The organism is Rhodoferax sp. (assembly GCF_012927445.1).
Taxonomy (GTDB): Bacteria; Pseudomonadota; Gammaproteobacteria; order Burkholderiales; family Burkholderiaceae_C; genus Rhodoferax.
In genome coordinates this window covers 643509-661549 of the sequence record NZ_JABBPD010000004.1, presented here as the reverse complement: position 1 = coordinate 661549, position 18041 = coordinate 643509, and the positions used below count along the sequence as shown (strand labels likewise).

Sequence of the window (18041 nt, the reverse complement as noted above, 5' to 3'; positions counted from 1 at the left end):
TACACCCCCGGTTTCCACCCAGCAAGACCAAGTTGGCAACTCGCTAACCGGATCGGTCCAGCAGATTTATCTGCCACACCCCCGGCATTGGAAGTAGTTGCAGAACCAAGCCCTGAGAGATCGGGGCTTTTTTCTTGGCAAGGTGAGGAAATATTAGGCGCTGAACCCAGACTTTATTCGCGCCAGAAATGTTAACCTTTGCCAACACTTGGATGCTATGTTTCGCTATGTTCCACCACCATGCCGTCGCTTCATTTTTGATAGCTAAGCAGGCGCATAGTACGGTCGGTGACAGAGGGTTTTCGCAACCATGACAAGCTTGGATTTCGGCCATTTTCCAAGCTTGGAAAAGAGAAAACGCAAGCTTGGGTTTTGAGGCTTTCCAAGCTTGGGATTACCCTATATTTCACCCCTCCGACATGGCGCGAAGTCGCAGGGCTTCGGCGATTGCTGGCGCGACCGCCCCCTTCAGACTGCTACCAGCTACCCGTTGCGCCAATCCCGCCAGTCACCACATGCGCAATTCCTCGGTCTGACAGGTTCTGACCAATTGGCTGCCGGATAGTCACGCTCACCGGCCGGTCCTTTTCAGTGGATGGCGCTAGAACCTGAATTTCCGGCATCGCTGGCAACTTTGTGGGCACTGAAGACGGGATTGATGGCGCCGAATACGCGGCCAGGAATCCATTTTTGTCAGTTGCAAGATCGTTGTAATACTTCCTCGCACTGGTTCCGTTTGAGTCACTTGGCCCGGCACCACCCAGCACAACCTGGCGCGCCCCACCAATGCCAGACAAATGGCGTGCCTTCAATAGACCGGCAACTTGCTCGGGCGGTGTGCTGGCGTCAATACCGCCCCGCGTTGGGCCCAGCGTCATGAGTTGCGCATAGGCAGAGTCTGAATTCTTCTTGAAAGCGGCGTCCTGCACCGTGGGGCTGGTCAAGTAACCCCGGTAGTTCATGCCATCGTTCCAGTTGGAATCGTTCTTCAGGAACTTGCTCATGCCACCGGACTGGCCCCATTTGTATTCGTTCTTGAATCCGTCTGTCGCCATGGCAGCACTCACCGCCACGGCACCACCTTTGATCAGCCCGGCATCCGCCAGCCAACCGGCACCGGCTTGGTACCGTCCCACGTACCCGGCTTGATTCACGACACCTAGCTTTCCGCCAGAACTCTCTGTGAGGGCGGTTGAGGCAACCAATGCGCGTGTTTGAGCATCGTTCAGGCCGCCGATATTCCCCGCCGTGTACGCATCGCCAGTCTTCTTTGCGCGGGCCTTGGCTGGCATGTTCTTTGTGGGATCGTTTTCGTCTGTCAGCGGGACAAATCCAGCCTTATCCTTCAGAAAGTTCACCACATGCCCTTTGCCCCGTCCCAATGACTGCGCAACTGAAGTTGACGGCGGCAATTCACCAGTCCCCGCATCCAGCCTGCGCGGGTCATTGATCATGCGCCCGTCAGGGGTGACTGCGTCTGGTCGGTCAAGTCGGCGCGGATCGTTCCGGTTGCGGCCACTGTCGTCCAGCACGGGCGGCGCGTATTTCACCGGGTTTAATACTTCGTCTTGGCCCTTGTTGAAGTCATTTTTGACTTGCTTGACTTTGTCTTTTGCAGCGTCAATGGCGTCAAAAATCTTTTCCATCAACCCTGATTTGGTCAGCCACTCGTAAATGGCCGTCCCTATCGCTGTTCCGGCAAAAGCGCCGATGCCCACCGCGAGGGCTGCGCCAATTGCCGTCAATGCGATCGGGATGATGGCCGGGATGAATCGTGCTGCAATGCCTGCAATTCCGCCCATCAGCGAGCTGTCGCCACTGTCCATTGAAGGCATTCCGCCCGGGCTGCCACCTGCAGGCTTCTTCTCAATATTCGTCAGCGTCTTCCAAATTTTCTGATACCAGCGCTCTTTTTTCTGCGTTCCGGAGCGGCCCAGCAAGGCGAAGGCCCCGCGACCGATCGGCGCCACGACATCCTTGACCTCTTTCAGCGCGGCCAGTGAAGGGTCCATTTGCCCGGATCCACTTGCCAGGCCCTTCAGTGCATCGGTCGCGACTCCAAGTTTGTCCAGGAGACGGCTTCCATCAGCGCCAGCCTGAGCACCACCAGCCACGGCCGAAAATCTACCTTTGCTGTCGCGGCCGGCCGGAGATACCGTGGCGTGTGTACTGGCCGCACCGAAGCCACCGGTGTGCTGCGCAGACATCGAGGGCTGGCCAGGTGAACCGCCCCGGGCCTCAGACGCGCCACGCCTGCCGGCTGGTTCCACTACCGGATGGGGCGAACTTGATCGGCCCGCCACATTCAGCGCCTTCGCGATGGCCGACACGTCAGTTCTGATGCCGCCCAGAAGCCGGTTTCCTGTGTTCTGGCCAGTGGTCAGACTGGCATTGAGTTCTTCGGTAGCGTCCTGGTTAGATTCGTCCAGCTCACCGACAAGGAACCCGTCCTTGTTTGCTTTGAGGCTCATATCGTTCTCCAAAAATCTTTGGTTTTCTTAACTGACTCAGAACCGGCGCGTAGCTGTCCAGTCGCTGGCATCCAGGGCAGAGAGACTGCCCAGCGTGAGGGCGATCTGGGCGCTAATCATGCGACCATTGCGATCGCGTGGTCCCGTCAGTGGCACCGGCATAGCCTCGATCACCAAGGGCATAAACAGGCAATTGGCGTAGCTCATTCCGATGATCTGTGGTGCCTCCGATGGGTAAAGGGTTTTCCAGCCCAGTTCCTGTTCCGCATCCACAGCATTTCCAACAAATCCTTGGGATGACAACTTTTTAGGGAGCGTCCATGCCATAAGTTGATCTATCGGGAGTTGAACTTCATCATCAGAGTTACGCAACGCTCGAAAATGCGCCGTCACACTGATTTTCATGGGCGGCATACCGCTAAAAATCTGGGTGGAGTTCAGCTTTGTGACTGCCGTTTTCCCGGCGAGGGAGGCAAGCGCTTTACCCGTGCTACTGATCTTGTCGCCCACCACACTGCCGTTACCGAACATGCCCGCTATTGAATTCAGGATAGGCTGAAGGCCATTCATTTGCAGTAGGGCTGAAACACTGGACAACTTGGCGTCAGCCTGCTGGTTTTCGAAAGGTGATGTCCAATTCGCAGTTTGCTCGATGGTTCCATCGGTTAAAGGGGCTTGCACCTCTGTGGAATTTGGTTCACGTTCCCACCAGAATTTCGTGCCGTCCACGATGCGACGCACTGGATAGAAGCTGGCGATCAAGTGCTTGGACAGACCCGTCCAGTCCGAAGACAACACAGGGTAATTTGTAGGATCAATACTGGGCATTCAATTTCTCCAAAAATATCAGGGTTTTTAAGGTCTGCGCCTTCAGATCAGGCAGAGGTCAAGGCGAAGCAGCGCGCACATTTCGCCCGGTAGCGGCAATTGGTCGGGCAGCTCGCCATGGGTAACCAAAATTTGATAGGTGATGGCCCCCGCGTCGGGCACGGCCACGGTCAGCAGGTCGCCCATGCGGTAGGCCGGGCAGGATGGGCCCGGGGTGAAGATGGCGCGGATGGTTTGCTCTCCGTCCTCAACGGGATGCAGCATGACGCTATCCAGAAACCCCATTACGTCTGTTGCCAAAATCAAGAGCTGGCCACGGCCCAGCTCCAACAACTCGGGCTCACGCGTATCAGCCAATTCCCATACGTCGGGATCTGGCACGTTGTCGTCAATTGGCTTGCCGGCATCGTCCAGGACACGCTCCCTGAACAGAACGGCTGGCAGTGAATGGGGGGGTGTGACTTCTGTGTTCATGATTATTTTCCAGTGGGGTATTGCTGCATGACCGCCTGCAGGGCCTGCAAAAGAGCCGTTGAAGTGATGTCGGAGCGCTTCTGAAGCGCGGCGATGGTGCTGGCGAGTTCAGCCGCCGTCGAGGTGTCCGCGCTGGCCTTGGGCATGGCCTTGCGGATGCTCGCGGCGTATTTCTCGTTGGTCGTTCGCACGGTGCGCACGCGGCCTTGGCTCACCTTGTCGGCTTCGGCACGGCTGACCGTGATGACGCGCGTCTTGGCGCCCGGGGTCAGCCGCGATCGATCGGCGTCTATCATTTTTGCAATCTGCTTGCGCACGAACAGGCTGCCCTGCAGCTCTACCATGGTGCGCAGGACGTGCTTGCAGGCCACGCCGACAAGCTGGGGATTTGTCAGCTTGGGGTACCCATTTTCTGGACGAGCGGCATTCGCGCCCATGGCCGTCACTATGTATCTCAGCCTATAGCGCCAATGTTCACAATCGCAATCCAGTTTCAGGGGCGATTTGACAAGTTGAGCCGCTGCCTGAAGAGCGTTTCCGGGATGCGCGACAGCACCACCGAACCCGGGAAACACAACGCTGACGAAATGGCGGCTGACCTTGGAATCAGGACCGCTGGGCGTCACGAACATCATTTCGCCTTTGTGCAGCCTGGCCGCAATCGAGGATCGAATTTCTTTGCGTGCACGCTCCAGGTCTGCCGGGCGTGAAAGGTCGATGACCTCGGCCGCCGTCAAGCCGGTGCGCATCTTGGAGCCCAGCGCCTTCGCATTTCGTTTGAACGCGTCAAGGTCCTTGTTTGTGATGTGCCGAACTACACCACCAAGCGTCGTTTGCAACAAACGTGCCGCCGATGTCTTGCCTGCCAGGTCTTCAGGCGTCAGGATGATGTCGGCCAGGCGCCGGCTTTGCAGATCGTCATTGCGCCGGGCACTGAGCGCACCGAGTGCACCGCTGATTTTGATCATGATGCCGCCTTCACAGTGATGTCAGCCAAAGTCAGCCCACTCGCCCGAAGGGTGCGACTCAGCGCGCGCAATTGGGGTCGAAGCCTGCCCTGGTCGGCGTTTTGTGATACTGCTGCCTTGCCTTCAGCAGACTTAGGCCCGGTCGATTTTTCCCATGGCTTGTAGTATTGAATTGCCTCGCGCAGCCGGTCGCGCTGTTCATCGGTCCAAACACGTTTGGTCATGTCATCCTCCTGAGCTATCAGTTTGTTTTGCGGGGTAAGGTTTGGATTTCCGTGCGCGCGCACGAGACATGCCCTTGTCGCTGGCGATTGCCACGGGCAGGGCATCACTTCCATCATGCGAAAGCTCAAGGACTGGCGACGGCTTGTTCTGGAGGGCGACGGGGCCGGCTGGTGCCCTGGCACCGTTGACGACCTGCTGGGGCCCGTGCGATACGTTTGCCTGCTTCACGAAGGTTGTTTGCCGTGGGAACTTGAGGTCTGCCAGGGTGCTGATGGTGGCGCGGGAGTGGCTTTGGGCTTTCAAGGCCAGCAGCAACAAGCTGTCAGCCCGTTCAGCTTTGGTTTGCGCGCTGGCTCTTGTCGCCAGGTCCGTGAAGATGCTTTGAAGGGCGATCGCTTGGGTCACCAACATTGCTTCCAAGTGGTGCAGGTCACCATCTTTGACCTGATCCGTGATGGCCTGCAATTCTTCGCTCAGAGCATTGATAGAAAAGCGCTTGTCAAGGTGTCCCAGTTGATGGGTGAATGCTTTCACGACGAGGCCATTCGTCAGGCCCATGCTCAGCCCCATCTGGGCCACAATCTGCTCATCGATGGGTTGCTCAGCGTCTTTCTGTTGGTTGCCGGGGTTCATTCGGCGCTCCCTGCGAGCTGCTGCTCGAAGCCCGGCACGGGCAGCCCGGCCAGGCGTACAAGCTGTTTCAGCGGATCGGCAGAGAAGGCCGCGATCTGGGCGAGCTTAGCGTCGATTTCAGTGATCTTCGCACGCCACTTTGCCACCGAAATTTCAGGCGGTTCAAACCGTCCAAGCTGCTCCATTTCGGCCATGCTTAGCCCTGCTTTTGAGGCTGCCAAGGCGCTGGCCTCTTGTGCTTTGTCCACGCCATGTATCTGATCTAACAGTCGAGCACGATGGCTCGTGAGTCCATTTTCAAAGGGCAAGAGGGCAAGCATCAAGGGCGCCAATTTGGCAGATTCAGCCTTCTGTTTTTCTCTTTCTTGCTTAACCCAAGCATCGAAGGCATCGGATTCGTTATGGATCGCCGCGAGTTGGTTCTTCAGGTACTGCTCGGTTGCGCTAGAAGTCTCCGCCTGCGCCACTGCAGCGCGAATGAACTGGGTATAGGCTGCTTTCTGAACCAATCGAAGCTTGGCCACAGCGCATTGGCTTGCGAGCGCCTTGATGTGTGGATTGTTGTGAAGGGCGAGGGTCATCGCCACGGGGTCCGGTTGGTCACCTCTGTGAATATTGGAATTGATGTAGCTATCCAAATCGCATTTGCGATATCGGACCACACCCCCCATGCGCACGAAGGAAAGGCCCTGTCCTCTGCCGGTACTGCGCCAGGTGGCCAGGGTGGCCAAAGGTATCTTGGTGAATTTTGAGACTTCCTCAGGGCTTAGAAGGGGCTCAATTTCTGCGATGGTGGTGGGCTGCATGTAGTGTCTCGGTTGGTTGCGATATGCCTAGTTTCATTGCGCTCCTTTGCGCGCCTATGTGCCTTTTTCCCAATTCATGCGCTTCTGCTATGCTTTTCAAGCCGTCCTCCACCCCGGGCTCTTTCCCTGGGGCTAACAGTGGGGGCGTCAATCATCAAGATCGTCGTACTCGCCAGTGCTGGGGCGGTCTTCGCTGGATACGCCGATGCGCCCCCAGAATTTGGCAAGGGCGTGGTCATGTTTTATTGGTTTAAATTTGGCGATAGACCCCGTATTCATTGCGTCATAAGCTATTAATTTAGTAGCATATGAAGGGAGCATTGATTGCGTGCCCCCTATCGCTGGTCTTGGCCACCAACGGTGTTGTGGTCCTCACTGGTTTGTTGCCTATCGGCTCGACGCAGAGCCGCGTGGTAGGCCGTCATGACGACGTTGACGCTCACATCGAGCCCGTGGTGGTCAAGGCCATCCGGGCTCTTCCAGACGCTGATTTCAGCTTCTCCGGATACGACAACCGAATCGCCTTTTGCCAAGTCCTTCACCTTGTCGAGCACTGAGGGCAGGAAGCTCACGCAATTCACAGGCACGGTGTTGCCCTTTTTATCGAGCGCGTGCATTTTGAAGCGGACGTAGGCCTTGCCTGACAGCGAGGTTCTGAGTTCAACGGGGGCCCGCAACTTCCCGTGGGCCAAGACATCCAGGCTCATTTCGCGACCCCATCACCGGCTATTGCCGCGCGACCATGCCGCAGTGCGAATTCAGCGCGGCGGTGAGACTGGTCGAGCAGGTTGCCCACTTGCGTGATGGCCTCATCGGCTTCCCGCACTGCATACAAAAGCTTTGCCGACCCGCGTGTGTCATCAAACGAAATAGGGCTGATTTCACGAAAACGTGTAACGGCGTCAAGCAGGTATTTCACCCGTGATACGACGCCGGTCTCTCTAAATGCCTGGGAGGTATCAAAACGGTGAGATTGATGCAAGGCCTCACAAACGGCCGTGGCGTTGCGATCCAGCATGACGCGCACCTGGTTGATGGAAGCTTTCACGGCGGCGGTTGATGGGTCGCGCTCCGGCTCGTCGCTCAAGCCCAAAAGGTAGTCCGAACTGACGCCATAGACCCTTGCCATTTGAATCAATAAGACAGGCGGCGGCATACGCTTGCCCTGCTCTAGCAAACTGAGCTGCGTTGCATTTTTGTACCCCAGCAAAAGCGCGGCTTGCGTTTGGCCCCATCCATTGAGTTCGCGGCACGCGGCCAATCTCTTTGCCAGCAAGCGTTTAAGCAGTGCGTTCGAGCGGCCACGTTCTGCGAGCGGGCCGGCGTCGTCAATGCAGTCGCCATGCGAATCATCGGATAGGTCATCCGCATCGTCTGCCAAAGGCTCCACGATGTCCGTGGCTGCATTTTTTGGCGCGGGAGTCAAACCAACCCACATTGCATTCAGTGATGAGCGGGCGGCCTCGCTGGTGGCTTCGTTGTGAGCTTCGTGGCCTGTTCCAACAGTGTCGTTGTTCATTTCTTGATCCTGGCGTGTTGTGTTGACTGGAAGGGTTGTATTTGGTGTGACGTGGTGTGACATGTTTTTTATCCGTGCTGAATCAAATCAGTCGTGGTTGGGGTCCCACTGGCTGTCTTTCCGTGTGAGGGGTGACGCTGGCGGGAAGGGTAGGACTCCCTTGCACGGGAGGGGTAGCCGTTGCAGGTGACGTTGCAGGCGTGACCTCTTGCAGCTCTGCGTCCACCAGTTCGTAGCAAAACTCGTCAGCCAAATCTATGCACGCGGTCGCATACGTCACCTCGTATGACAGGTCAGCATGTTTGTGGTCAGAGTGGTTCACCAGATAGTTGTGTAAATGGTCTATCCGGTCACGTAGCAGGTGCAGGCGGCGCGTCAGTGTGGCAATGGTCTTTTGTGCCAGCGGGTCGCTTGTTTCTATCAGACCAAACTTCTCGGCCATGTATCTCAGGTGAATCGGATGAATTGAGACACTGCAATCGTCTTCGCCAGTGAATTGCGACAGAAGAATTAGTCCGTCACCTTTGCCGTCATTCATGAATTCAATCTTGATGTCGGGGAAGTTGTCGTTCATGCTGTTCTGTCCTAGTGGATTGGTATAACTACTAAAGGTGTTCATTTTTTGAAGTTGCTTTTTCAAAACTTCTATGCAGTGTGAAAACTGGCGAAATCCTTGTGTGCACTGGCTTTGTGGCTTGTTTGCACATTTTTTGACGCTTCATTTTTTGAAGTCACTCCGGTGGGGGTAACTTCAATTTCTGAAGCGTCAATCGGCCCTATGGCTTCAGTTTCTGAAGCGTCACGGTTCATTTTTTGAAGCGCTGTTTTTTTCTCGGAAGCCATGGATTTGGCGACAGCCTGCCGTGCCTCGTCCAAGGTTTTGAACGCTTTGTATTCGTCCGTTGGATTCATGGCAGGGATGCCCAGCTTGGCGCGTTCATAAACTTCGGAATCTGTGAATCGGTATAGATTGCATACTTTGGAGCCACGCATCACGCCGATGGTCTGCCGCGTCTTTCGGAGAAAGCCCAATGCCTCAAGCTGACGCAAGGCCTTCACAAGCGTTGCTGAGCTGTTCCACCCACGCGATTTCAGTTCAGACAGGGCGGCGCTGATGTTGCCGTTATTGGTGCCACGCATTCGATGGCGCAGGTCCAAGAACAATGCCCGTGCCGTCCAGTCCAGTGCGATGAACGCGGGACTATCGAGCAAAGACAAGTTGACCCGGATGTGCGCCTCTACTTTTCCGGGTTTCTTATCGAGTCCCATTGGTGCCGGCCTTACGCTTCGCAGGTCTTGACGTACAAACCGACTCGGTGCCTGTCGCCTGATTCGGTTTCAACGATGCGCCAGTGAGTGTCGATGGCCACGCCGTCATCGCGTAGCTGCATCACGCGGGCGCGCGGGTCGTATACGTCAAGATGGCGCATGGCTTCGTAGGTCGTGATGGCGAATTGCGCCAGAGCGGCCTTGAGCCGGTCGCACTGAACAATGCAGGTTGTTCCTGGATGCGCACGGCGAATGGCCGCCAGTGCCGCCCGTTTGGCGCTGGGCGTGCGCAGTGGGTGAACGGGTGAGTTCATACCGGTACTCCTTCCAGTCGCTCAACCAGCGTTTCAACCGTCGCCAGGTCAGCGCAATGTTTCGAGTAAGTCAGCTTGGCCAGGACGTACTCGGCTCCGACTTGCTCAAGGGTATGGCCCGCCAGTGCCGCGCGGGCTGCTAAGGTGCTGAATCGCTTATCCGTGGCGGGCTTTTCGTTTGGCGTAGTGGTGTTCATGGCCAGCCTCCTTACGCCGTGGCCTGCGATGCCATCCAGGCACGGATGTCACCTACTCGCCAAGCTGTCACGCGCTGGGACAACTTGAGTGGAGCCGGGAACGTTCCTGCCTTCACATTTCGCCACAGCGTCGGGGCAGAGAATGGCAGGGGTGCCGGTATACCGGGCCGTTTGGGGCTTTGCACCAGTTGCGCTTCTCGAATAAAAGCACTATCTGGCAGTGCGTCGAAAACCGACTGGTTGATGATTGCTTTGGCTGGATTAGCCGGTACGTGAATTTCGACCTTTGGAGCCGGAACGCTTGATGCAATCGTGGTTTTGGGTGTAATCGATGACTTGTATGACATATCGCGCCGCCTCCTGAAACGGCTTGATATGAAGTGTCGAATTTCCCCCGCTTGCGGGCTATCCGCTTGCTAAGCAACCGTATTTTTTATTTTTCTCTGTGCCCTATTTGTAGATTTACGTATCCAGTCTCCAAATGCCCGTTCAAGACCATCCAATTTAGTTTCGGCGTCATAGTCATCCAAATTCAGCGCTGGACGCTGATATGGGTTGCCGCGTGGACTGAAAAATCTATCGGCGATAGACTTTGCAGCAGTACCGGGTTTTAGATTGCTATCACCTAACTTTAGGAGTTTCCACTCAGTCAGGACGAACTCCCGCAATTTGGCGTTTTGACCGCCACGGCTATTTCCACCGGACGTAGAGAACGCGGTTTTTCTGTGGTGTTGCTCAGAACTATTCACAAACAACGCCAAGGCACACCCAGCCTCATTCTTTGCATCTGAAAGCTGCTGCCATGCCCCTATCTCATTCCCAGACTGGGAATGGAGCGTGGCTGAGACTGAATGTGCACAAGCCTTTAGTACGTGCTGCAAATATTCTTGCGGTATTGGAAAATTGGCCATCTTTGCCAATAGATCGCTCATCATTTCCTCAAGGCTCACACCCGCATTCGCCGACTCAAGAAGCTGACGGAAAGCAAGTTCGGCGAGACCGATATCAGCGAATTTTGTTCCATCAAAGAGCCTCTGAAGTTGGCCGTCTAACTCTGCCAATATTCGCCCTACTTCCTGTTTTGAAGTTCTCATCATGCGTCCCCTGTCACGCCCCAATAAAGTAGCCAGCGCCGCCAGGTCAGGGTGTCCCGGTCTTCGCCTCGGTTAATTAGGCCGGGGCTAGGCGTGGCTTAAAACTGTTTTATGCTTTTTTGAACTGGATCACGTCCGCACCCATGCGCAGTTTGTCCAGGTAGTCAGCCCATGTCTGCATCATCACCCGGCGTGCCGGCAGGTGGGCCGTACGGTTGTAGGCTCGCCCGTTGGCATCCTTCACCGCGTGGGCTAATTGATGTTCGATCAGGTCAACCCGTTGGCCCAGCACTTCGTCCATGATGGTGCGTGCCATGGCCCGGAAGCCGTGGGCACAGTGCACCTCTTTGGCGTAGCCCATGCCGCGCAATGCTGCATTGATGGTGTTTTCGCTCATGGGGCGTTCGCCGGTGCGCAGGCTGGGGAACACGTAGCGCCCATGGCCTGTAAGTGGCTGCACGCTGCGCAGTAGCTCCACCGACTGCGTGGACAGGGGCACGATGTGATCGTTATCCATTTTCATTTTGCTGCCGGGGATGCGCCACTCCGCGCCGTCCAGGTCGATTTCTGCCCATTCAGCCGTGCGCAGCTCTCCGGGACGTACAAACACCAGCGGGGTGAGTTTGAGCGCTGCCAGGGTGCATTGGTGCCCGCTGTAGGCGAAGATGGAGCGCATCAATTCGCCGGCCTGTTTGGGCTCCGTGATGGCGGCGTAATGTTTTTTCTCGCCTTGCTGCAATGCGCCGCGCAAGTCTGCCGTGATGTCGCGCTCTGCCGTGCCCTCAGCCACGGCGTAGCGGAAAACTTGCCCGCAAATTTGTACGATCCGCTTGGCACTGTCGAACACCTTGCGGGTTTCCATCCGGCGGGCGACTGCCAGCACGTCACGCGGTCCGATGGTGGTCAGGGGCATGGCGCCGATATGGGGGTTGATGTCCTTTTTCAGCCAGTTGGCCACCTTGTCTTGCGTGACGGTCGCCCGATTCGCTGACGTGGCCAGCAGCCACTGCGCCGCAACCACTTCAAAGGTGTTGGCTGCTGCCGTGGCCTTGGCTTGTTTTTCTTCCTGTTTGGCTGCACCGGGATCAATACCGTCTGCCAGCAGCTCCCGTGCCTTTTCGCGCCGTTGCCTGGCTTTGAGCAATGAGACTTCAGGATAAACACCCAGCGCCAGCGTTTTGCGCTTTCCTTCAAAACGGTAGTCCATTCGCCAATATTTGCCGCCTGCGTTGACTAAAAGATACATTCCGCCACCGTCCGCGTGCTTATCGCCAGCAACTTTGCCGCTGTGCTTGGTGTTGTTTTTAATGAATGTGTCGTTCAATGCCACGGTAAATCCTCTGTTTTGACGGTATGTCGTTTGACGGTATTTGCATCTACCGTCAAAAATACCGTCAAGTTGTCGGTATGTCATGTTAGCCCATGAGACCCTATGAGGCAATAAAAAACCCGCTGTAGCTATGCACTACGCGGGTTTTGAGGTCTTCTGATACGGTCTGAAACGATTAAATGGTCCCCTCGACAGGAATCGAACCTGTATTTCACGCTTAGGAGGCATGCGCACTATCCATTGTGCTACGAGGAGAAGCGCGAATTGTAGGGCTACGCGATTGTCAACCCGCGCTCAGTCGTACGGCACCGTGAAAATCAGGTCAATCGTGCTTTGCTCACCGGTCTGGGCGCGCAGGGTAAAGCGCCGTGACAGGTCGTAGAAGATATAAACCGTGCCCAGGGTCCCGGCCATGCTGCGCTCGTAGGCGACGTAGAAGTTGCGCGACAGGCGCTTGCCCAGCGTGACGGCGGCGGCACTGGTGGTGCCATTGGCGCTGCTGCTCGCGCCGCGCACGGACAGCTCGTCCAGCCCCAGTGCCGCGCTCAGTCCGCCCGACAGACCCCGGCCGTTGCCGCCCAACAGCGCCATCGCAGCTTGCTGCAACACGGCGGCCTCGGCGCCGCCGTTGGCGGCCGAGCGGCCGAGCACCAGCCACGCCAGTTTTTCGGCTTCCGGCATCTCGGGTTCTGAGTAAAGGCGCACCCGCGGCGACAGCGCCGTACCGCTGATCTGCACGCCCACGCGCACCGTTAAATTGGGCCGGATGGCCAAAATGTCGAGCGTCGGATTGTCGTAAGGACCGGTGAAGCGCAGCACGCCTTCTTCGATGTCGAGTTGCTGGCCGTAGGCTTTGTAGCTGCCGCGTACCGTGCTCAAGTTGCCCATCAGGCGCGGGAGGCTGTTGGTGGCCGCCGAGCTGATCAGCATGAGAGTGCCGGCCAGTCGCGTCGTGAGACCACGGCCCTGCACCTGAAAGTCGGGTCCCATGTCCAGTGTGATGGCGACATCGGGCACGATGCGGAGGTTGTCGGGCGCCGGGGCGTCGTTTTCAATCTTGTCGGCTGCGGTTGCCGGATTTTTGGTTGATGATTTCACCACCACGTCATGGCCGAGGCTGGGGGTGTTTTCATCGGGCAGGATGAAGAGCGCCTGATCGGCCTTCAGCGCCCCGCGTATTTCCAGTTGGGCGTCTTGTAGTTTGACCTGCAGTTGGCCCGAGAGCGCCAGACGTCGGTCGGCGCGTGCCGTCACGCGCAGGGCCTGCGCCTGGGCCGCCAGTTCGATACGAATTTTGGACAGACCCGCCGTGGCGCCGGTGCCGCTGGGCAGCCATTGGGCAAATCCTTGGGCCGTCAGTGTGCCGCCACTGCCGCCGCCCCCGCTGGCGCCCTGCAAACTGAATTCCTGGATGTCAAGACGCTGTCCGCGCAAGGTGCTGCGCAGTTTGCCATGGCTGAATTCAATGCCGTCGGCGATCGAGCGCAGCGCCAGGCTGTCGGCATTCAGCGTGCCGCTCCACTGCGGCGCGATGCGCGTGCCGCTGAGGGCGATGTTGGCGTCCAGCGTGCCACGAATGCGCCAGCCCGGCGGGGCCAGCACCGACCAAACACCAGCTTGTGGCAGTTGAGCCCGCAGCGAGCCGGTCAGCGGTGCCTCGGCCGGCCAGCGCCAGCCGTCAGCGCCGCTGGCGATTCGGGTGCTGAAGTCGCCTTGCGCCTGGCCCGCCCGCTCGCTGTCCCAGCGCGCGCTGACGCGCAGCGCATCGCCGTCCGCTTTCAGGGTGAGGCGGGCGTCCTTGACGCCCGCACTGATGCCGGGGCCCGCGTCCCCTTCCGCCTGCAAGCTGATGTCGCCGCTGCGCCGCACCAAGGAGGCGTTTACTTTGAGCGTGTCCGCCGCCAGCACATCCCAATCGCCATCAAAAACCAGATCGCCGCGCAGACCCATTTTGGTCACCTGTGCGCTGCCCAGCAGGTCCAGCCAGGCCAACGGCACGCCTTGCAAGCGACCTTGGGTTTTCAGTTCCTGGCGCGCCCCGCTGCGGCTCCAGCGAATCGGGCGCCAGACGAGGGTGGCAGCGCCGGGGACTGGGCCGGTCAGGGCGGCTTCGCCTGCGCTGGTTTCCAGCACGTTGCCGGTGGCCGTGCTGTTCCAGCCGAGGCTGACGGGTTGGCTGCTTTGAATGGTCCAGGTGCCCGGGCGTTGGCCACTCTGCGCTTGCAGTCGGGCGGAATTGACCACGGCCTGCCAGGCGCCGCTGGGCTGGCGCCGGCCGGTGGCCTGGGCTTGCAGATCGAACCGACGCGTACCGGTTGCCGGTTGGCCTTCGACGGGTTGCAGGACTTGGGCGCGCAGGCTGCTTTGCACCACCAAATTGGTGCTTTGCCAACCGCCGGCCCACGTCCCGGTCAGTTCTCCGTTGCCTTGGACCGCCTTGTCGGGCAGCAGCTTGGACAACCCGGGCAGCGTTGCCAGCCAGCGCGAGGCTTTCGCCGCATCCGTCACCTTCAAGGAAAACTCGCCCGCACCACTCTGCGCACTCAGCTGTCCGTGAACTTGTGCCTGTCCACCTGGCAATGTCAGCTGCATTTGCCCGCGTGTGGCTTTGCTTGCCAGGTGCAGATCGATCTGGCCTTGCATCTGGGCATCACTGGTTTGCAGTTGCAGCGTTTGCAGGCTCAGCGTGCCATCGGCCCAGCGCCCTTTGGCGCTGGCGTTTTTCAGGTGCAACCCCTGCAGGCGGGAGGCATCGGGTTGCTTGGCCGAGGGTTGCAAGCGGGTGTCAAACTCAATCGCTTGCGGTGTGGCCGTGGCATGGAGTTGCCCGTCAATGCGCGCCGCCGCCAGTTGCGAGTGCAGGGCGGCCGGGTTGATGTTCTTCAGCGTGGCCTCCGCTTGCCAGCTCCGCGTGGTCGTGGCGTTCGAGCGGCTGCTGCTAGCGCCCGTCAGTTGGCCTTGCACGGCCAGCCGCCCACCGGCCAGGTCGGCGGTGAGCGATTGCACCTGCCACTGCCCATCACGGAAACTCAGGCGTGCCTGCGCGGCATCGACCGGTAGACGGCCCAGATCCCAGGGGCCACTCAGGCGGTTGGTGAGCTTGCCTTGCACCAGCCAGCTTGAAGGGGCTGTAGTCGTTGTGTCCGGCTGCACGGCGGCGCTGCCAGTGAGCAGGGTTTGTGGTGCCGCCGGCCACAGGGTGGCCAGGTTCAGATCATTGAACGTGGCATCGGCTTTGACAACAGGTTGCGCTGCCCACGGGCTGATTTTGGCCGCCAATCTTGCCTGCATCGGCGCGGTGGCTTTGGCGTCAATTCGGGGTGCGGCGCTGGGGCTGGCCGGTCGCACCTCGGCCAGTATCTCTAGCCGTGCATCGGGCCCGGCCAGATGGCCGCGTGCCGAGGCGGTGGCGGCCAGTGGCAGCGGCGGCGCATTGCCGGGAAGGGGCGCTTGTACATCGCCTTGCACCTGAACCTCCAGCGTCAACGGGGCTTGTGCCAACACGCTGGCCTGCGCCTGGTACTGGCCCGCCGCCAGCTGGGCACTCTTAAGCGTGAGGGCGTGGCGCGTGCCCTCAAACTGGTAGCGGCCTGACAGGTGGGTGGCTTGCAGCGCCCCCGCGCCCGCCCAGTGCAGGGCATCGATGACAAACGTCAGGTCCACCTGAAACGGCAGCAGCAAGTTGTCCAGCAGCGCGGCCGGGCTGGCTGGGCTTTGGTCATCAATGCTGAGTTGGGCCGCGTGCAGCGTGTCCAGTTGCAAGCGGCGGTCCAGCAGGGCCAGCGCTTGCCAGGTCAGATCAATCTGACGCGCCTCCACCACCAGCCCGTTTTTCTCCCAGCGCAGCAAGCCAATGTGGCCGCCCTTGCGCAGGGTGCCGAGCACGTCTTCGGCCACCAGCACCTGCCCGGCAGGCAGGTAGCGCGACGCCTGTTGCAGCGCGGTGGCCAGCGACGTGTCGCTATCGGCCCAGACCCACAAGCTCAAGAGCAGGGCGCCAACCAGCAGCACCGCCGTGGTCAGCAAACCGGTGAGCCAAAGGAAGAGCGGACGCAGTTTCATCAGAAAGTGAACCCCACGCTCATGTGCAGGCGCAGTTGCTGGACGGCCACGCCATACGCCAAATCAATTTGCAGCGGCCCGACCGGACTCTTCCAGCGCACGCCGGCACCGACACCCACTTGCGCCCGCAACGCCGACGGCTTGTCGGCCACGGCCCCGGCATCCAGAAAGACCGTGCTTTCCCAATCGGTGAGTTTGTCGTTGATCACGATCGGGCGCTGCCACTCCACGCTGCCCGTGGCCAGGTAGCGACCGGCGGCGATCGCGCCATTGGCCAGTTCGGTGCCAATGCTGCGAAAGGCATAACCGCGCACGGAGTTATCGCCCCCCGTCAGGAACAGCTGGGTGCTGGGCAGTTCTGCGCCAGTGCGGGCCAGCACCATGCCGCCTTCGGTCTGCAGCGCCACCCGACCGGCGCGCATCGTGGCGCGGGTGCCCACCTGCGCACCCGCCAGAGGCCAAATGCCCAGCCAGCGCGCCAGCACGCGCAGATAGGGTTCTCTGCTGCTGCCCAGGGTGACGCCGCCGCCCAGTTCTGCACCGAGGCCGTAACCACTGGCGGGAAACGGCAGGCTGTCGAAGTTGCGCTGGGTCCAGGCGTAATTGGCGCTGAGGGCATCGGCCACCGTCGGCAAACCTGCGCCGTAGGCTTTGGCACGGTCATATTGCAAATAGTAGTTGCGGTCCGTCCGCTCGCTGGTTTGCCCGCGGCCGGCCCGGTAGCGCTGGCTGTCCACCTCGAAGCTGCCTGAGGTCTGGCTCTGAAACAGGGCCGAAGTTGCCCAGCGCCAGCCGGATGCATCCGGCGGCGCCGTCAACTCGGTCCCGAAGGATTGGGTTTCGCGGTCCAGCGACAGTTTCGAGACGGCCTGCCAGCCAATGCCCGGCACTTTGTGGTGGGTGTGCTCCATGGACAGGCGCGGCCCGCCGTCGGTGCTGATCCCGACCCCCAGCACGATTTTTTGCAGCTTGGCCTCGCGCAGTTGCACCAGCACGGGCGCCGCCATTGGATTGCCCGTGGTGTCGAGCGACACAAACGCCGAGTCGAAGAAGCCGCTGTCCAGCAGCCGTTGCTGCGCTTCCAGTAATTGGCTTTGGCTGTAGTCGGCGCCCTGCGTTATTTGCGCCAGCCGGGTCACCAGTTGTTCGTCGTAACGTTGGGTGCCGCTGATCTGCACCGGCCCCAGGCGGTAGGCCGGACCCGAGTCCAGCGTGACGCTGAGCCGGGCGGTTTGGGTGTCCGGGTCAATGTCGGCCTGGCTGGCAGAAATGGTCCCGATCGGATAGCGCTGGGCGATGAGCTGTCGCAAGGCCTGCGTTTTGGCCGCATCCCAATTCGCCTGGGTAAAGGCCATGCCACGGCGCAAAGCCCAGTTGGCGCGGATCGCCCGGCGCTGCTCCCGCGTGGCTTCATCTTGTGTGATCGGGCCGGTAAAGTCGAGCGTGAACTCGGCGATCTTGACCGGTTCGCCGGGCTGCACCGTAATCAAGACATGGCGTGCTGCCTTGGGATTTTGTGGCGTGTCTTGCACCACCAGCTTGATCTCCGGTGAAAAATAGCCGAGCGTACCCAGCAAGTCTTGCAGATTGCGTTCGGCCGCGGTCAAGAGCCGCGCCAGCTCGCTGGCGTCGAGATCGGTCAACTCGCGGTAGCGTTGCAGCTCGATGTGCCGTTGCAGGTAGTCCTGCACCTCGGACGGCGCCTGGATCTCGATGTCAAAGGCCTGGCTTGGCGTTTGCGCCTGCACCGTCCCGGCACATCCTGTCATCCAAACAAAAAAAGCTGTCCACAAGAACAGCGTTTGCGTCAGCGTGTTGAATCGTTTGTTTTTGGATGGCCCGAACATCCGG

Annotated in this window: 18 protein-coding genes and 1 tRNA gene; all 19 read right to left on the bottom strand. The window is 59.2% G+C overall.

Going from position 1 to position 18041, the window contains the following annotated elements; all coding sequences use genetic code 11:
• Nucleotides 1-476 precede the first annotated feature (476 nt).
• Complete coding sequence (locus HHJ17_RS08725) at nt 477-2471, bottom strand: hypothetical protein (RefSeq protein ID WP_296505556.1); 1995 nt, start codon at nt 2469-2471, stop codon at nt 477-479.
• 36 nt (nt 2472-2507) lie between these two features.
• Nucleotides 2508-3299, bottom strand: coding sequence for a hypothetical protein (locus HHJ17_RS08720; protein ID WP_296505555.1), 792 nt, complete (start codon nt 3297-3299; stop codon nt 2508-2510).
• Nucleotides 3300-3341: 42 nt separating this feature from the next.
• Nucleotides 3342-3773 (bottom strand): hypothetical protein, encoded by a 432-nt coding sequence (locus HHJ17_RS08715; RefSeq protein ID WP_296505554.1) that lies wholly within the window; start codon nt 3771-3773, stop codon nt 3342-3344.
• 2 nt (nt 3774-3775) lie between these two features.
• Nucleotides 3776-4741, bottom strand: a complete 966-nt coding sequence (locus HHJ17_RS08710; protein WP_296505553.1) for a hypothetical protein — start codon at nt 4739-4741, stop codon at nt 3776-3778.
• On the bottom strand, nt 4738-4965 hold the full coding sequence (locus tag HHJ17_RS08705; RefSeq protein ID WP_296505552.1) for a hypothetical protein: 228 nt from the start codon (nt 4963-4965) through the stop codon (nt 4738-4740). Before HHJ17_RS08705 ends, HHJ17_RS08710 begins: the two co-directional genes overlap by 4 nt.
• A 1-nt stretch (nt 4966) precedes the next feature.
• Nucleotides 4967-5599, bottom strand: a complete 633-nt coding sequence (locus HHJ17_RS08700; RefSeq protein ID WP_296505551.1) for a hypothetical protein — start codon at nt 5597-5599, stop codon at nt 4967-4969.
• Complete coding sequence (locus tag HHJ17_RS08695) at nt 5596-6405, bottom strand: helix-turn-helix domain-containing protein (RefSeq protein WP_296505550.1); 810 nt, start codon at nt 6403-6405, stop codon at nt 5596-5598. The genes HHJ17_RS08700 and HHJ17_RS08695 overlap by 4 nt, the downstream gene beginning before the upstream one ends.
• Before the next feature lie 335 nt (nt 6406-6740).
• Nucleotides 6741-7112 carry a single-stranded DNA-binding protein gene (locus HHJ17_RS08690; RefSeq protein WP_296505549.1) on the bottom strand — a complete coding sequence of 124 codons (372 nt, stop codon included), beginning with the start codon at nt 7110-7112 and terminating at the stop codon, nt 6741-6743.
• The gene (locus HHJ17_RS08685; RefSeq protein ID WP_296505548.1) at nt 7109-7924 is read right to left on the bottom strand and encodes a helix-turn-helix transcriptional regulator; all 816 of its coding nucleotides are present in this window, start codon (nt 7922-7924) and stop codon (nt 7109-7111) included. Before HHJ17_RS08685 ends, HHJ17_RS08690 begins: the two co-directional genes overlap by 4 nt.
• Nucleotides 7925-8006: 82 nt before the next feature.
• A complete protein-coding gene (locus HHJ17_RS08680) occupies nt 8007-8564 on the bottom strand; it encodes a hypothetical protein (protein ID WP_296505547.1) in 558 nt (185 codons plus the stop codon).
• 5 nt (nt 8565-8569) lie between these two features.
• Nucleotides 8570-9193, bottom strand: coding sequence for a hypothetical protein (locus HHJ17_RS08675; RefSeq protein ID WP_296505546.1), 624 nt, complete (start codon nt 9191-9193; stop codon nt 8570-8572).
• Between the two features lie 11 nt (nt 9194-9204).
• A complete protein-coding gene (locus HHJ17_RS08670) occupies nt 9205-9507 on the bottom strand; it encodes a helix-turn-helix domain-containing protein (protein WP_296505545.1) in 303 nt (100 codons plus the stop codon).
• Nucleotides 9504-9704 (bottom strand): hypothetical protein, encoded by a 201-nt coding sequence (locus HHJ17_RS08665; protein ID WP_296505544.1) that lies wholly within the window; start codon nt 9702-9704, stop codon nt 9504-9506. The genes HHJ17_RS08670 and HHJ17_RS08665 overlap by 4 nt, the downstream gene beginning before the upstream one ends.
• 11 nt (nt 9705-9715) lie before the next feature.
• Nucleotides 9716-10051: an AlpA family phage regulatory protein gene (locus tag HHJ17_RS08660; protein WP_366557531.1), complete on the bottom strand. Its 336-nt coding sequence runs from the start codon at nt 10049-10051 to the stop codon at nt 9716-9718.
• A 69-nt stretch (nt 10052-10120) separates the two neighbouring features.
• A complete protein-coding gene (locus tag HHJ17_RS08655) occupies nt 10121-10801 on the bottom strand; it encodes a hypothetical protein (protein ID WP_296505543.1) in 681 nt (226 codons plus the stop codon).
• Nucleotides 10802-10907: 106 nt separating this feature from the next.
• Complete coding sequence (locus HHJ17_RS08650; protein WP_296505542.1) at nt 10908-12128, bottom strand: integrase arm-type DNA-binding domain-containing protein; 1221 nt, start codon at nt 12126-12128, stop codon at nt 10908-10910.
• Nucleotides 12129-12308: 180 nt separating this feature from the next.
• Nucleotides 12309-12383 (bottom strand) — tRNA-Arg (locus HHJ17_RS08645).
• 39 nt (nt 12384-12422) lie between these two features.
• Nucleotides 12423-16190, bottom strand: a complete 3768-nt coding sequence (locus HHJ17_RS08640; RefSeq protein ID WP_296505541.1) for a translocation/assembly module TamB domain-containing protein — start codon at nt 16188-16190, stop codon at nt 12423-12425.
• Complete coding sequence (locus tag HHJ17_RS08635; protein WP_296505540.1) at nt 16190-18037, bottom strand: autotransporter assembly complex family protein; 1848 nt, start codon at nt 18035-18037, stop codon at nt 16190-16192. Before HHJ17_RS08635 ends, HHJ17_RS08640 begins: the two co-directional genes overlap by 1 nt.
• Between the last annotated feature and the right edge of the window lie 4 nt (nt 18038-18041).

Bases quoted from the DNA above. Each gene is read 5' to 3' on its own strand.
- HHJ17_RS08705 (WP_296505552.1), bottom strand. From the start codon at position 4,965: ATGACCAAACGTGTTTGGACCGATGAACAGCGCGACCGGCTGCGCGAG.
- HHJ17_RS08695 (WP_296505550.1), bottom strand. From the start codon at position 6,405: ATGCAGCCCACCACCATCGCAGAAATTGAGCCCCTTCTAAGCCCTGAG.
- HHJ17_RS08685 (WP_296505548.1), bottom strand. From the start codon at position 7,924: ATGAACAACGACACTGTTGGAACAGGCCACGAAGCTCACAACGAAGCC.
- HHJ17_RS08670 (WP_296505545.1), bottom strand. From the start codon at position 9,507: ATGAACTCACCCGTTCACCCACTGCGCACGCCCAGCGCCAAACGGGCG.
- HHJ17_RS08660 (WP_366557531.1), bottom strand. From the start codon at position 10,051: ATGTCATACAAGTCATCGATTACACCCAAAACCACGATTGCATCAAGC.
- HHJ17_RS08710 (WP_296505553.1), bottom strand. From the start codon at position 4,741: ATGATCAAAATCAGCGGTGCACTCGGTGCGCTCAGTGCCCGGCGCAAT.
- HHJ17_RS08720 (WP_296505555.1), bottom strand. From the start codon at position 3,299: ATGCCCAGTATTGATCCTACAAATTACCCTGTGTTGTCTTCGGACTGG.
- HHJ17_RS08715 (WP_296505554.1), bottom strand. From the start codon at position 3,773: ATGAACACAGAAGTCACACCCCCCCATTCACTGCCAGCCGTTCTGTTC.
- HHJ17_RS08655 (WP_296505543.1), bottom strand. From the start codon at position 10,801: ATGATGAGAACTTCAAAACAGGAAGTAGGGCGAATATTGGCAGAGTTA.
- HHJ17_RS08690 (WP_296505549.1), bottom strand. From the start codon at position 7,112: ATGAGCCTGGATGTCTTGGCCCACGGGAAGTTGCGGGCCCCCGTTGAA.
- HHJ17_RS08665 (WP_296505544.1), bottom strand. From the start codon at position 9,704: ATGAACACCACTACGCCAAACGAAAAGCCCGCCACGGATAAGCGATTC.
- HHJ17_RS08700 (WP_296505551.1), bottom strand. From the start codon at position 5,599: ATGAACCCCGGCAACCAACAGAAAGACGCTGAGCAACCCATCGATGAG.
- HHJ17_RS08640 (WP_296505541.1), bottom strand. From the start codon at position 16,190: ATGAAACTGCGTCCGCTCTTCCTTTGGCTCACCGGTTTGCTGACCACG.
- HHJ17_RS08725 (WP_296505556.1), bottom strand. From the start codon at position 2,471: ATGAGCCTCAAAGCAAACAAGGACGGGTTCCTTGTCGGTGAGCTGGAC.
- HHJ17_RS08675 (WP_296505546.1), bottom strand. From the start codon at position 9,193: ATGGGACTCGATAAGAAACCCGGAAAAGTAGAGGCGCACATCCGGGTC.
- HHJ17_RS08635 (WP_296505540.1), bottom strand. From the start codon at position 18,037: ATGTTCGGGCCATCCAAAAACAAACGATTCAACACGCTGACGCAAACG.